Here is a 16,121-nt window from a genome sequence, read left to right as displayed (position 1 = left end):
TGTGTGGGGTGGTCGGCCGGGCTCGGTCAGGCGAGGCCGAGTTCCTTGTCGATGAGGTCGAACATCTCGTCGTCACCTGCGGCGGTGAGGTCGACGTCGCCTGCGGCGGCGCCGTTGGGGTGAGGCTGGTCCTCGCCGGCGGGGTCGAGTCTCCATTGGAGGGTCTTCAGCCGGGTGATCAGCCGACTGCGCGCCTCGGTGTCCAGGTCGGCTGTGGCGACGGCCGCTTCGAGGTCGTCGAGTTCGGCGAAGACCGGGGGTGCGGTCTGTGTGCAGAGCCGGGTCCGCAGGTGGTGGGCGAGGGCCGCCGGGGTCGGATGGTCGAAGATGGCCGTGGTGGGGAGCCGGGTCCCGGTGTCGGAGTTGAGCCGGTTGCGGAGTTCGACGGCGGTCAGTGAGGAGATACCGAGGTCCAGGAAACCGCGGTCCTTGTCGACGGCGTCGGGCGAGTCGTGTCCGAGCACGGTGGCCGCGTGGCCGACGACCAGGCGGAGCAGGAGTTTCTCCTGTTTCGCCGGGTTCAATCCGTCCAGTTGTGCCGTGAGGTCGTTGCCGGCCACGGCGGCTGCGGCGGGGGCTGCGGCACGGGGTGCCGGCGTGTGCCGTACGGCGAGATCGCGCAGCAGGGCCGGTGCCGTGCCGTCGGCGGCTCGCAGGGCGGCGGTCCGCAGGTCGAGCCGGACCGGCACCAGCAGGGGGCCGGCGTGGCGGACGGCGGAGTCCAGGAGGGCGAGTCCCCGTTCCGCGGTGAGAGGCAGCATGCCGGAGCGGGCGAAGCGTGCGATATCCGTACGGTCGAGGGTGGCTGTCATCCCGCCCGGCTGCTCCCAGTAGCCCCACGCCAGGGACACGGCGGGAAGATCGAGAGCGTGGCGGTGGCAGGCGAGGGCGTCCAGGTAGGCATTGGCCGCCGCGTAGTTGGCCTGCGCCATGCCTCCGGCGACCCCGGCGAACGAGGAGAACAGGACGAACGCCGACAGGTCCATGTCGCGGGTCAGCTCGTGCAGGTTCCACGCCGCGTCGGCTTTGGGCCGCATGACGTGGTCGACCTGGTCGGGGGTGAGGGTGTCCAGCAGTCCGTCGTGCAGCACGCCTGCGGCGTGCACGACGGCGGTCAGCGGGTGTTCGGCGGGGATGGCACCGAGCACGTCGGCGAGGCGGTCGCGGTCCGCCGCGTCACAGGCCGCGACGGTGACGTGGGCGCCCGCGGCGGCCAGTTCGTCGCGGAGTGCTTCGGCACCGGGCGCGGCGAGTCCTCTTCTGCCGGTGAGCACGAGGTGGCGTACACCGTGGCGCGTCACGAGGTGCCGGGCGAGCAGGCCGCCGAGCGCTCCGGTGCCGCCGGTGATGAGCACGGTGCCGCCGCCGTGGGCGTCGCCGCTGTGGGCGTCCCACCCCCACGCGGGCGTGCCGCCTCCCGGTTCGGCACGGCGGAGCCTCGGCGCGGTGGCAGCTCCGGCGCGGATGGCGAGTTGGGGTTCGCCCCGGATACCGATCGCCGCGGGGAGGGCCGCCTCTGAGCGTTCGTCTCCGTCGACGTCGACGAGCAGGAACCGGTCCGGGTGCTCGGACTGGGCCGACCGGATCAGCCCCCACACCGCGGCCCCCGCCAGGTCCTCGACCCGGTCGTGCGGCGCGGCGGCCACCGCGCCGCGGGTGACGAGCGCCAGCCGCGACGAGGTGACGCGGCCGTCGCGCAGCCACGCCTGGACGAACTCCAGGGCGCGGCGTACGGCGTGGCGCACCTCCGCGCCGCCACCGTCAGGGCCGCCACCGTCAGGATCGTCGCCGTCGGGGCCACCACTGCCGAGGCCGGCACTGTCGGAGAGGCGCAGCACGACGGTGCCGCCGTAGCCGTCGGGGGGCAGCCGGTCGAGCGACATCGACGGCAGCGCGGTCCACGGCCCGCCGTCGGCGGCCTCTCCGACGGGGACCCACGCGACCTGGAAGAGGTCGTCGTCGCCGGCCGCGGGCGCCTCAAGCCAGTACCGTTCCCGCTGGAAGGCGTAAGTCGGCAGGTCGACGTGGCGGCCTCCCTCGACGGCGGCGCGCCAGTCCACGTTCACGCCGTGCACATGTGCCTCGGCCAGCGAGGTGAGGAACCGCACGGGCCCGCCGTCGCCGCGCCGTACGGAGCCGAGCACCACCGCGTCGGCCTCGACGTCGTCTGCGGTGTCCTCGATGCCGGTCGCGAGGACCGGGTGGGCGCCGACCTCGATGAACACGTCGCACCCGTGGCGCAGCAAGGCCCGCAGGGCGTCCTCCAGCCGTACGGCGCGGCGCAGGTTCTCATACCAGTAGTCGGCGTCGAGCGGCGTGTCGCCGAGCCACTCCCCGGTGAGCGTGGAGAAGAACGGGACGCGGCTCTCCTGCGTGTCGAGCCCCGCCAGGTCGTCGAGGACGGTGTCGCGGATGCGTTCGACCTGCGCCGAATGCGAGGCGTAGTCCACGGGGATCCTCTTGGCCCTGACACCGTCCTCGGCGCAGGCGGCGAGCAGTTCGTCGAGCGCGTCGGAGTCGCCGGAGACGACGATGGAGGAGGGCCCGTTGACGGCGGCGACGGAGATCGCCTCGCCCCACGGCGCGAGGCGGGTGAGCACGTCGGCGCGGCTCGCCGTGACCGACGCCATGCCGCCCCCGCTGGACGGCCCGCCGGACAGCCCCCGCGCGATGGCCTGGCTGCGCAGCGCCACGACTTTCGCGGCGTCGCCGATCGTCAGCGCGCCCGCCACGCAGGCGGCGGCGATCTCCCCTTGGGAGTGGCCGAGCACAGCGGCGGGTTCGACGCCGTAGGCGCGCCACAGCTCGGCCATGGCGACCATGAACGCCCACAGCACGGGCTGGGCGACGTCGACCCGGTCCAGCGCGGGCGCGTCCGGTTCCCCCCGCAGCACGGCCCGCGGCGACCAGTCGAGGTACGGCGCCAGCGCCCGCTCGCACTCGGCGAAGCGGTCGGCGAAGACCGGGAAGGAGTCGAGCAGCTCGGCGCCCATGCCGGGCCACTGGGAGCCCTGCCCGGGGAACACCAGCACGACCCGGCGGTCGCGTCCCGCCGCGTGGCAGCCGTGGGGGCCGCCGTGGACGACTCCGGGGGCGGGGGCTCCGGCCGCGAGGGCGCGCAGGCCGGCCCGCAGGTCGCCGGTGTCGGTGCCGACGACGACCGCCCGGTGTTCGAGGGCCGCCCGCCGGGTGGCGAGCGAGGCGGCGAGGTCGAGGGGTGAGGTGGCGGTGCCGTACGGAGTGTCGAGGTGGGCCAGGAGCGCCTCGGCCTGTCCGCGGAGGGCACGCGCGCTGCGCGCGGACAGCGGCCACGGCAGCGCGGGCGGCGTGGGCGGCGTGGCGGCGGGAGGGCCTGAGGGTTCGGGTTCCGCGGCCTGCTCCACGATGATGTGGGCGTTGGTGCCGCTGACGCCGAACGAGGAGACGCCCGCCCGGGCCGGACGCCCGGTGGGCGGCCAGGGGGCGGGGTCGGCGAGCAGCCGTACGGCTCCCGCCGACCAGTCCACGTGGGGGGTGGGGGCGTCGATGTGCAGGCTCTTTGGCAGAGTGCCGTGCCGCATCGCCAGCACCATCTTGATCATGCCTGCGACGCCGGCGGCGGCCTGGGTGTGGCCCAGGTTGGACTTCACCGACCCGACCAGCAGCGGGTGCTCCCGCTCCTGCCCGTAGACCGCCAGCAGCGCCTGGGCCTCGATCGGGTCGCCGAGCCTTGTGCCCGTGCCGTGGGCCTCGACGGCGTCGACGTCGGACTGCGCCAGCCCGGCGTTGGCAAGGGCGGCGCGGACCACCCGCTGCTGCGACGGGCCGTTCGGGGCCGACAGGCCGTTGCTCGCGCCGTCCTGGTTGACCGCGGTGCCGCGCACCAGCGCGAGCACCGGATGGCCATGCCTGCGGGCGTCGGAGAGCCGTTCGACGACGAGGAGGCCGGCGCCTTCGGAGAACCCGGTGCCATCGGCCGACGCGGCGAACGCCTTGCAGCGACCGTCGGCGGCGAGCGCGCGCTGGCGGGCGTATTCGACGATGACCCGGGAGGAGGTCATGACGGTGACGCCGCCGGCCAGCGCCAGCGTGCAGTCGCCCTGCCGCAGCGCCTGCACCGCCATGTGCAGCGCCACCAGCGACGAGGAGCAGGCGGTGTCGACGGTGACCGCCGGGCCCTCCAGGCCGAGCGTGTAGGCGACCCGGCCGGACACCACACTCGCGGCATTCCCATTGCCGACATAGGGCGCTATCTCCTCGGGGATCTCGGCCCCTCGCGCCAGGTAGTCGGCGGACGACAGCCCCGCGAACACCCCCGTACGGCTGCCGCGCAGCGACCTCGGGTCGATCCCCGCCCGCTCGACGGCCTCCCACGCGGTCTCCAGCAGCAGCCGCTGCTGCGGGTCCATCGCCGTGGCCTCGTGGGGGCCGATGCCGAAGAAGTCGGCGTCGAACTCGGCCGCGCCGTCGAGGAACCCGCCCTCCCACGGCTTCGGCGCGTCGGGGTCGGTCACCGCGTCGTACAGCCGGGCGAGATCCCAGCCCCGGTCGGCGGGGAACCCGGCGACGGCGTCGCCGCCGGAGGCCAGCAGGTCCCACAGGTCGTCCGGGGAGCGTACGCCGCCGGGAAGCCGGCACGCCATGCCGACGATCGCGATCGGTTCGCCGGCGGCCCCGCCGCCCGCGCCGGACCCGCCGTCCAGCGGCGCCGACCGCCTGTCCGGCAGATGCGCGCCGGGATGAGCGGCGAGGTGGCCGGTGAGATAGTCGGCCAGTTCGAGTGGCGTGGGATGGTCGAAGACGAGGGTGGCGGGCAGCCGCAGCCCGCTCGCCGCGCCGAGCCTGTTGCGGAGTTCGACCGCGGTCAGCGAGTCGAAACCGAGGTCGCGGAACGCCCGCCGAGGATGGATCGGCTCGGTGCCGGAGTGGCCCAGGACGGCCGCCGCGCAGCTCGTCACCAGGTCGAGCAGGCGGGCGCGGCGCTCATCGGCCGGCAGCCCGGCGAGGCTCGACCGCAGTCCCCCCTCGCCGGAGGAGGTCGCGGCGGCGCGCCGCGCAGCGCCCCGGACCAGCCCGCGCAGCAGCGGCGGCACATCGGCCGGGTCGCGCGACCGCAGCGCCGCCGCCTCGTACGGCACCGCCACCAGCAGCGCCCGCCGCTCCGCGACCGCCGCGTCGAACAGCGCCAGCCCGTCCTCGGTGGCGAGCGGCCTGGCCCCGCCGTGCCGTTCCCGCGTCGCCCCCGCCCCGACCACATGACCGGTCATCGCGCTCGCCCTTGCCCACAGGCCCCACGCGACGGAGGTCGCGGGCAGCCCACAGGCGCGGCGCTGCTGGGCCAGACCGTCGAGGAAGGCGTTGGCGGCGGCGTAGTTGCCCTGGCCCGCCCCACCGAACACGCCCGCCGCCGACGAGTACAGCACGAAGTCCGCCAGGTCCGCGTCACGCGTCAGCTCGTGCAGGTTCCACGCCGCGTCGGCCTTGGGACGCAGGACCGCCCCCAGCCGTTCCGGCGTGAGCGCGCCGATCACGCCGTCGTCCAGCACGCCGGCCGCGTGCACGACGGCGGTCAGCGGATGCTCGGCCGGTACGGCGGTCAGCACCTCGGCCAGCGCCACCCGATCGGCGGCGTCGCACGCGGTGACGGTGACACGGGCTCCCAGCCCGGCCAGCTCGTCGCGGAGCGCCTCCGCGCCGGGGGCGGACAGGCCGCGGCGGCCGACGAGCAGCAGGTGGCGTGCACCGCGCTCGGCCACCAGGTGCCGGGCCAGCGCGCCGCCCAGCGCGCCGGTCCCGCCCGTGATCAGGACCGTGCCTTCGGGGTCCCAGGGGCGGGGCACGGTGAGTGCGATCTTGCCGATGTGCTCGGCGTTGGCCATGTGGCGGAAGGCGTGTCGGCTGTGCCGTACGTCCCAGGCGGTGACGGGCAAAGGGTGCAGGTCGCCGCGGTCGAACAGGGCGACCAGGCCGGCCAGCATCTGCTGGATGCGGTCGTGCCCGGCCTCCTGGAGGTCGAAGGCGCGGTAGGTCACGTCCGGGTGGTCCCGCGCCACCCGCTCAGGTGAGCGGACGTCGGTCTTGCCCATCTCGACGAGCCGGCCGCGGGGACGCAGCAGGCGCAGCGAGGCGTCGACGTAGTCCCCGGCGAGGGAGTTCAGGACCACGTCGACGCCGCGCCCTCCGGTGGCCGCGCGGATGCGGCCTTCGAAGTCGAGCGAGCGCGAGGAGGCCAGCCGCTCGGCCGGCCAGCCGCCGGCCTGGAGGAAGGCGTGTTTGGGTTCGCCGGCGGTGCCGTACACCTCGGCGCCCCACAGGCGGGCGAGCTGCGTGGCGGCCATGCCGACGCCTCCGGCGGCGGCGTGCACGAGCACGGCCTCGCCTTCCGTCACATCGGCCAGGTCGCGCAGGGCGTAGTAGGCGGTGAGGAACGCCACCGGCGCCGTGGCGGCCTGCGCGAACGTCCAGCCTCGCGGTATGCGCGCCAGCAGCCTGCGGTCGGTCACGGCCAGTGGGCCGATGCCGCCGGGCACCATGCCCATCACCCGGTCGCCCGGCGCGAACCCCGCCACGCCGGGTCCGACCTCGACCACGACGCCCGCCGCCTCCGAGCCGAGGTGCCGCGCCTCCCCCGGATACATGCCGAGCGCGTTCAACACGTCGCGGAAGTTCAGCCCGGCGGCCCGTACGGCGAGGCGCACCTGGCCCGCCTCCAGCGGCGCGGCGGCCTCCGGGCACGGCGTCAGGACCAGGTTGTCGAGGGTGCCTTTCCCGTCGACGTCGAGCCGCCACGGCATGTCGGCATGGGTCCGTGTGTCGGGCCGCGCCGGCTCGTCATCCGGCCGGGTTCGCGTGTCGGCCTGGGCTCGCGCGTCGGGCCGGTCGGGCTCGCGGAGTGCGTCCGAGGCGTAGGTCCGGGCCAGCCGCGGCACGTGGACGACGCCGTGCCGGAGCGCGATCTGGGGTTCTCCCGCGTCGATCGCGGTCGGCAGCGCCCGCCACGAGGCCGGGCCGCCGTCGACGTCCACCAGGACGATCCGGCCGGGGTGCTCGGTCTGCGCCGTACGGACCAGCCCCCACAGCGCGGCCCCCGCCAGGTCGGCCACGCCTTCCCCCGCGCGGGCCGCGACCGCGCCCCGCGTCACCACGACAAGCCTCGCGGGCTCGCGGCCTTCACCAGGGTCTTCACCGGAGCCTTGGCCGGAGCCGTCGCCGGACGGGCTTTCGGCGGACGAAAGCCAGGTGCGCAGAGGGGCGAGCAGGCGGTCGAGAAGCGCGTAGGTGGCCGCGGGAGCGGCCACCTCAGCCCCGGACCGATCAGACGAATCGGACAGCTCAGACGACTCAGACGGCTCAGACGGCTCAGACGGCTCAGACGGCTCGGCATGCTCGAAGCCCGCGATCAGGGTGACCCCATGCCCCAGCCCGTCGGCCACGGCGTCCAGGGCGTCCAGGGCGTCCAGGGTGGCGCCGCTCTCGGCGAGGGCCTCCGTGGCTCCGGCGGGGAGGGCCCCGACGGCGGCCCAGCGGCCGGAGGCCCCCTCCGCGGACGACACGGCCGCACTCGCGACGGGCCATTCCAGGTGGAACAGCGCGTCCCGGACGATGGGCGGGGCGGTGTCGAGGGCGTGGGCCGCGAACGGCCGCATGGCGATCCGGTCGACCGTGGCGACGAGCCGGCCGGTCTGATCGGCCAGCGTGGCCGAGAGGGCGCCGGGCCCGGCAGGCGATAGCCGTACGCGCAGAGAGGCGGCCCCGGCGGCGTGCAGTGAGACACCCGTCCAGGAGAAGGGCAGGCCGTCGCCGGCACCGAGCGGGGTGGCCAGAGCGGCGTGGAGGGCGGCGTCGAGCAAGGCGGGGTGGAGCCCGAAATGTCCGGCGTCCTTACGGCCCGGTTCCGGCAGGGCCACCTCGGCGTACACGTCGTCGCCGACGGTCCAGGCCGCCCGGACCCCCTGGAACAGCGGGCCGAATCCGTAGCCGCGGTCCCGCAGCCCCGTGTAGAGGCCGTCGCCGGACGCGACGGGCCGGGCCCCGGCGGGCGGCCACGCGCCGAGATCCGCTGACCCGCCGGGCCGGGGTCGCCCGAGCGTCCCGGTGGCGTTCCGCACCCACGGCCGGTCGTCGTCGAGCCGCGTATGCACCGATACCGGACGCAGCCCCGCCTCGTCCGGACCGCCGACCGCGACCTGCACCTGGAGCCCGCCACCCGGCGGCACCACGATGGGCGCCTCCAACACCAACTCCTCGACCCGTCCGCAGCCGAACTCGTCACCGGCCCGGATCGCCGCCTCCACCAGCGCCGCGCCCGGCACGACCACCACCCCCGACACCGTGTGGTCGGCCAGCCACGGGTGGCCGCGCAGCGACCAGCGCGCCGTCGCGATGAGCCCGTCGCCCGGCGCGAGCCGTACCGACGCGCCCAGCAGCGGGTGGTCGAACACCCCGAGGCCCGCCGCCGCGACACCTCCCGCCCCCACCGACGACGGCACCGGCCAGTACGGCTTGCGCTGGAACGCGTAGGTCGGCAGCTCAACGGGGGGTGCCGCCGTACCGGCGAAGAAGACGTCCCAGTCGACGCGGGCGCCGTGGTTGCGGGCGTCGGCGAACGAAAGGAGGAAACGCCGCAGATCCCCCTCGTCGCGGCGGAGCGTGCCGCAGGCGGCGGCGGGCAGCCCGCTGTCCTCGACGGTCTCCTGAACACCGGTCGTCACGACGGGATGCGGGCTGACCTCGATGAACACGCGGTAGCCGTCGCCGAGCAGCGCGCGGGTGGCCCGCTCGAACTCGACGGGCTCGCGCAGGTTGCGATACCAGTAGGCCGCGTCGAGGCCGACGGTATCGATCGGTGTGCCGGTGACCGTGGAATAGAACGGGATCCCCGCCGATATCGGGGCGACAGGCGCGAGCGCGGACATCAGATCCCGTTCGATGCGCTCCACATGAACCGAATGCGATGCGTAGTCCACCGGCACCCTGCGCACCCGGATCTCGTCGCATTCGCACACGGCCACCAGCTCGTCGAGGGCCTCCGAATCGCCCGACACCACGACCGACCCCGGCCCGTTGACAGCCGCCACCGACACTCGGCCCTCCCACGGGCGCAGCAGCTCCCGCGCCTCCGCCACCGGCAGCGCGATCGACACCATCCCGCCGAGACCCGACAGCGCGGTCAAAGCCTTGCTGCGCAGCGCCACCACGCGCGCCGCGTCCGGCAAACAGAGCGCTCCCGCGACACAGGCGGCGGCGATCTCGCCCTGGGAGTGCCCCACCACCGCATCCGGCACGACACCCGCCGCCCGCCAGAGCTCTGCCAGCGACACCATCACCGCGAACAGCACCGGCTGCACCACGTCGACCCGTTCGAGCGGCGGGGCGCCGGACGCCCCGCGCAGCACATCGAGGAGCGACCAGTCGACGTACGGCGCGAGCGCGGCGGCGCACTCGCCCACACGCCCGGCGAAGACCGGGGACGAGTCGAGGAGGTCCAGCGCCATCCCGGCCCACTGCGACCCCTGGCCGGGGAACACGAACACCGTCCCGCCGCCGGCGACCGCCCCCTCCCTCAAACCGGGCGCCGCCTGCCCCCGCGCCAGGGCGTCGAGCCCGTCGAGGAAACCCTCGCGGTCGGACGCCACCACCGTCGCCCGGTGCTCCAGCGCGGCCCGCGCCGTCGCCAGCGTGCGGGCCACATCGGCAAGGCCGGGCTCCGCGTTGTGCCCCTCCCCGGCGAGGTACGGCTCCCCGCCGGCGAGGTCGGCCTCCCCCCGCGCTTGCGCGGCCCGCACATGCGCGGCGAGCCGCGCGGCCTGTGCCCGCAACGCCTCCGGCGTCTTGGCCGACAGCACCCACGGCAGCGGCGCGTCCCCGTGTTCCACGCCTTCGCCGCCCGGCCCGGCGACCGGCTCAACGCCAGGCTCGGCCATCTCCTGAGGGCCTGGCCCGGCGCCCCGGCGACGGCCCGACTCGGCGAGGCCGGTGCCCGCCTCCAAAATCACGTGAGCGTTGGTGCCACTGATGCCGAACGACGACACGCCGGCCCGCCACGGGCGGTCCGCCCGGGGCCACGGCCCTGCCTCGGACAGGAGCTCGACCGCCCCCGCCGACCAGTCGACGTGCGGCGTCGGCTCGTCGATGTGCAGGCTCGGCGGCAGCGTGCCGTGCCGCATGGCGAGCACCATCTTCATCACCCCGGCGACCCCGGCGGCGGCCTGCGTGTGGCCCAGGTTCGACTTGACCGACCCCAGCAGGAGAGGCCGTTCCCGGCCCTGGCCGTACGTCGCCAGCAGAGCCTGCGCCTCGATCGGGTCGCCCAGCCTGGTGCCCGTGCCGTGCGCCTCCACCGCGTCCACCTCGGCGGCCGTCAGGCCCGCGTCGGCCAGGGCGCTGCGGATGACCCGCTGCTGCGACGGCCCGTTCGGCGCGGTCAGCCCGTTCGACGCTCCGTCCTGGTTGACCGCGCTGCCCCGCACCACCGCCAGCACCGTGCGGCCGTGGCGGAGGGCGTCCGACAGGCGCTCCACCAGCACCAGCCCCACGCCCTCGGCCCAGCCCGTGCCGTCGGCCGCCGCCGCGAACGGCTTGCACCGCCCGTCGGCCGCGAGGCCCCGCTGCCGCGAGAACTCCACGAAGACACGCGGCGTCGACATCACCGTCACCCCGCCCGCCAGCGCCAGCGAGCACTCGCCGCGCCGCAGCGACTGCACCGCAAGGTGCAGCGCCACCAGCGACGACGAACACGCCGTGTCCACCGTCACCGCAGGACCTTCGAAGCCGAACGCGTACGACACCCGGCCGGAGATCACGCTCGCGGCGCTGCCGGTCAGCAGATGGCCGGAGACGTCGTCGCGGACGCCGTCCAGCAGAGTCTGGTAGTCCTGAAAGTTCGACCCGACGAACACACCGGTGGCGGTGCCGCGCAGCGCGTCGGGCGCGATACCGGCCCGCTCCAGCGTCTCCCAGGCGGCCTCCAGCAGCAGCCGCTGCTGCGGATCCATCGCCAGGGCCTCCCGCGGCGAGATGCCGAAGAGGTCGGCGTCGAATCCCGCGAGACCGTCGACGAACCCGCCTTCCCGCACATAGCTGGTGCCGTGGTGGTCGGGGTCGGGGTTGTAGAGGCCCTCCAGGTCCCAGCCCCGCTCCTCGGGGAAGGCGGTCAGACCGTCGACCCCGCCGGCCAGCAGCTCCCAGAACTCCTCGGGTGTGCTCACCCCTCCGGGGAGGCGGCAGGCCATGGCAGTGATCGCGATCGGTTCACCGGCGTGGCCCGCCTCCGCGACCGGCGCGGGGGCATCCAGGCCGCCGCGCGACCCGCCGGACGCCTCGCCGAGCAGCCCGTCGCGGAGGTGCCGCGCGACCGAGGCGGTGGTCGGGTGGTCGAACAGCAGTGTGGCGGGCAGGGGGAGACCGGTCATCGCGATCAGCCTGTTGCGCAGCTCCACCGCGGTCAGGGAGTCGAACCCGAGCTCGCGGAACGCCCGGTTGACGTCGACGGCGGCCGAGAAGGTGTGCCCGAGGACGCGGGCCACCTCCGTGCGGAGGGTTTCGGCCAGGAGGCGCTCCTGCTCGGACGGCGCCAGCCCCGCCAGGCGGTCGCGCAGCGCCGACACGGCGGGGCGATCGTCTTCGGGTCGGCTGTGCCGTACGCCCGGAAGGCCGCTCAGCAGGGGGCTCGGACGGACCGAAGTGAACGCGGGCGCGAAGGCGTCCCAGTCCACGTCGGCGATTGTCACGCACGTCTCGTCGCGCGCGAGCGCCTGCCGCAACGCGGCGACGGCCAGGTCGGGCGCCATCGGCACCACACCATCACCCCGCGCCCGACCGCCCGCGGCCCTGCTCGCGGCCCTGTTCGCGTCACTGTTCGTGTCACTGTTCGTGGACCGGCCCGCGGCCATGCCGCCACCGGCCCACGCGCCCCACGCCACCGACGTCGCGGGCAACCCCTGTGCGCGCCGCCGTACGGCAAGAGCGTCGAGATAGGCGTTGGCCGCCGCATAGTTGGCCTGCCCGGCGTTGCCCAGCACCCCGCTGATCGAGGAGAACAGCACGAACATCGACAGTGCGCGGTCGCGCGTCAGGCGGTGGAGGTTCGACGCGGCTTGCGCCTTGGCCCGCAGCACGGCCTCGAAACGTTCGACCGTCAGGGATTCCAGAACCCCGTCGCCCAGAACGCCCGCCGCATGCACGACACCCGTCAACGGCATGTCGGCCGGGACCGAGGCGAGCAGACCCGCCAACGCGTCCTCGTCTGCCACGTCACACGCCGCCACGGTCACCTTCACGCCCAAGGCGGAGAGTTCCGACGTCAACTCGTCCGCCCCCTCGGCCTCAGGGCCCCGCCTGCCGACCAGCAGCAGGTGGTCGGCACCGGCCTCGGCCAGCCAGCGGGCGACACGCCGGCCGAGGGCACCCGTACCGCCCGTGACCAGCACCGTTCCACGCGGAGCCGACCACGGCGCGTCACCGTGCGCGCTCGTCCGCGCGAGGCGCCGGGCGAACACCCCCGACTCCCGCACCGCGACCTGGTCCTCCTCGTGAGCGGCCAGAACCCCGGCCACCCGGGACACGGTCCTGCCGTCGACGGCCGCAGGAAGGTCGATCAGCCCGCCCCAGCGGTGCGGCTGCTCCAGCGCGGCGACGCGCCCCGCCCCCCACACCTGCGCCTGTACGGCGCCCGCCACCTCGGCCGGACGCTCCACCGACACCGCGCCCCTCGTCACACACCACAGCCGACCGGGAAGCCCGCAGCGCAGGAGGTCGACCGTCGCGGCCAGCCCACGCGGCACCGAGGGGAAGTCGGGGTGGGCCCGCTCGTCCAAGGCGAGGAACGACAGAACCCCCGCGACCGATGCGTCGCCCGCCTGGTCGGCCGTCCGCGCGGCGTCGCCGCCGTCCGGCACCTCGACACGCTCAATCCGCATGCCCAGTGCCATCAGGCCGTCGAGCAGTGCCTTCACGCCTTCGTCGCCGGCGGCGCAGTCCGGCACCACCGCCAACCAGCGGCCGGGCGACACGTGGCCGTCGCCGTCCGGCACCGCCGCCCACGTCACCCGGTAACCCCACCTGTCGACGGCCGAGCTCACCCGCCGCCGCTCTCGCCACGCCGCCAGCACGGGGAGCAACCCGTCGAGGGAGTCCCGCGCCTGCTCCCCCTCAACACCCAGTACCGCGGACGCCGCCCCCAGGTCCCCCCGCTCCACCGCCTCCCAGAACGCCGCCTCCACAGGATCGTCCGCCGTAGGCGTTGAGCCGGTCTCGGCGGCCCGCATCCAGAACCGCCGACGCTGGAAGGCATAGGTGGGAAGCTCCACGCGGCGGGCTCCGGTGCCCGCGAAGAACGCGGCCCAGTCGACGCCGACCCCCCATGCGGCCATGCGCCCCACCGCCTCGACGACGGCCCGCTCCTCCGCCCTGCCCTTGCGCAACGCGGGTACGGCCGCAGCACCGTCCAACGTCTCCCCGACCAACGCGCACAGCACTCCGTCGGGGCCCAGCTCAAGGAGGCGCGTCACGCCGTGTCCCGCCATGGCACGCAGGCCGTCGGCGAACCGTACGGTGTCCCGCACATGCCCCACCCAGTAATCGGGCGTCGCCACCGCCACGGGATCGGCCAGGCCGCCGGTCACATGCGACACCAGCGGGATCTCCGGGGCGCTGAAGGACAGCCCCTCGACAACCGCCCGGAACCCGTCCAGCATCGGGTCCATCAACGGCGAATGGAACGCGTGCGACACCCGCAGCCGGGATGTCTTCCTCCCCAGTTCCTCGAAATGCCGCCGGACCCGTTCGACCGCCTCCGACACACCCGACACCACCACCGACGTCGGCCCGTTCACCGCCGCCACGGCCACACCGTCATCCCGGCCGAGCTCGGACAGCACCTCCTCCTCGGTAGCCTGAAGAGCCGCCATCGCCCCGCCCGCCGGAAGCGCGTCCATCAACCGGCTACGCGCCCCCACCAGCACACACGCGTCCTCAAGCGAGAACACCCCGGCCACATGCGCCGCCGCCACCTCGCCGATCGAATGCCCGGCCACCAGGTCCGGCCGTACACCCCACGACTCCACCAGCCGAAACAGGGAGACCTCGACCGCGAACAACCCGGCCTGCGCATGAACCGTCCGATCCAGCAGCCCCGCGTCCTCCCCCCACACCACCTCCCGCACACCCGGCAGCAGCCCGCACACCTCATCGAAAACGGACGCGAACACCGGGAACCGCTCATACAGCCCCCGGCCCATCCCCAGCCGCTGCGACCCCTGCCCCGAAAAGAGAAACGCCACGGGTCCCTTGCCGGCGGAGACGCCGGAGACGCCGGAGACGCCGGAGACGCCGGAGACCTCGCCTTGAGCGAGGGCGTCGAGGCCGCTCAGCAGACTCTCCCGATCGGCGGCGACCACCGCGGCCCGGTGCTCCAGGGGAGTCCGCGTGGTCGCCAAGGAGTAGGCGACGTCCACGGGAGCCGGACCCCGCCGGGATTCCGGCTCGGCCGTGTCGCCCGAGCTCCGCGCCCTGAGGTGCTCGGCCAACCGCGCGGCCTGGGCACGGAGAGCGGCCTCACTCTTCGCCGATACCAGGCACGGCACCGCGATCACCTCACGGTCCGCAGCGGTATCCGAAGCGTCTGGGGCGGTATCGGAGGCGTCCGGGGCAGGAGCGCTGCCGGGCGGCTGTTCGAGGATGATGTGGGCGTTTGTTCCGCTCACCCCGAAGGACGAGACGGCGGCCCGCCGCGGGCGGCCCGTATCGGGCCACTCCACCGGTTCGGCCAGCAGCTCGACCGCCCCCGCCGACCAGTCGACGTGCGGGGTCGGCTCGTCCAGATGCAGTGTCCGCGGCAGCGTGCCGTACCGCATCGCCCCGATCACCGTGATGACGCCGGCGACCCCGGCGGCGGCCTGGGTGTGGCCCAGGTTCGACTTGACCGACCCCAGCAGGAGAGGCCGTTCCCGGCCCTGGCCGTACGTCGCCAGCAGAGCCTGCGCCTCGATCGGGTCGCCCAGCCTGGTGCCCGTGCCGTGCGCCTCCACCGCGTCGACCTCGGCGGCCGTCAGGCCCGCGTCGGCCAGGGCGCTGCGGATGACCCGCTGCTGCGACGGCCCGTTCGGCGCGGTCAGCCCGTTCGACGCTCCGTCCTGGTTGACCGCGCTGCCCCGCACCACCGCCAGCACCGTGCGGCCGTGGCGGAGGGCGTCCGACAGACGCTCCACCAGCAGCACCCCGACACCTTCGCTCCACGCGGTGCCGTCGGCCGCCGCCGCGAACGGCTTGCACCTCCCGTCGGGGGCGAGCCCGCCCTGCCGGGCGAACTCCGCGAACATCTGCGGCGTCGACATCACCGTCACCCCACCCGCCAGCGCCAGCGAGCACTCGCCGCGCCGCAGCGACTGCACCGCAAGGTGCAGCGCCACCAGCGACGACGAACACGCCGTGTCGACGGTGAGGGCAGGGCCCTCCAGCCCCAGCACGTAGGAGATACGGCCGGAGGCCACACTGACGGTGTTGCCGGTCAGCACATGGCCGGCGACCTCGTCGGGCGCCGGCCGTCCGGAGGCGGAACACGCCGCGTCGTATCCTCCGTGGCCGGCGCCGATGAACACCCCGGTATGCGTGCCCGTCAGCGTCGCGGGCGGGATGCCCGCCCGCTCGACCGCCTCCCAGGCGGTCTCCAGCAGCAGCCGCTGCTGCGGGTCCATCGCCAGCGCCTCACGCGGCGAGATGCCGAAGAAGTCGGCGTCGAACGCGTCGGCGTCGTGGAGGAATCCGCTTTCCCGCGTGTAGGCGGCTCCCGGGGGGAACACGGTGTCGAGGTCCCAGCCTCGGTCGGCGGGGAAGCCCGACACGGCGTCGACGCCGTCGCGGACAAGATCCCACAACTGCTGCGGTGACCGTACGCCGCCGGGGTAGCGGCACGCCATGCCGACGACGGCGATCGGTTCGCGGGATTTCCCGCTCACCTCTCGCAGATGCTCGCGCGTCTCGTGAAGGTCCGCGATCGCGCGCTTTAGATAGTCGCGGAGCTTCGCCTCGTTCGACATGAGGATGCCAACCTCTCGGGTGGGATGCCGGGGGTGTCGGTGGACTCATGCAGACGACTGACGTCGGATCCGAGCCGTGTCCCCGCTCAGTGTGGTCATCGGGGACTG

General features: G+C 74.5%; 1 protein-coding gene. It reads right to left on the bottom strand.

The window, feature by feature from the left end; all coding sequences use genetic code 11:
• Positions 1-26: 26 nt before the first annotated feature.
• The gene (locus BLQ73_RS33945; RefSeq protein ID WP_093170093.1) at positions 27-16,013 is read right to left on the bottom strand and encodes a type I polyketide synthase; all 15,987 of its coding nucleotides are present in this window, start codon (positions 16,011-16,013) and stop codon (positions 27-29) included.
• Positions 16,014-16,121 lie beyond the last annotated feature (108 nt).

It is taken from the genome of Sinosporangium album, from assembly GCF_900100605.1.
Lineage (GTDB): Bacteria > Actinomycetota > Actinomycetes > Streptosporangiales > Streptosporangiaceae > Sinosporangium > Sinosporangium album.
The sequence above is the reverse complement of the archived record's forward strand: the minus strand, read 5'-3'. Positions and strand labels throughout refer to the sequence as shown.

What these genes read in the sequence shown, in the direction of transcription:
- BLQ73_RS33945 (WP_093170093.1), bottom strand. Translation starts at nt 16,013, where the DNA reads ATGTCGAACGAGGCGAAGCTCCGCGACTATCTAAAGCGCGCGATCGCG.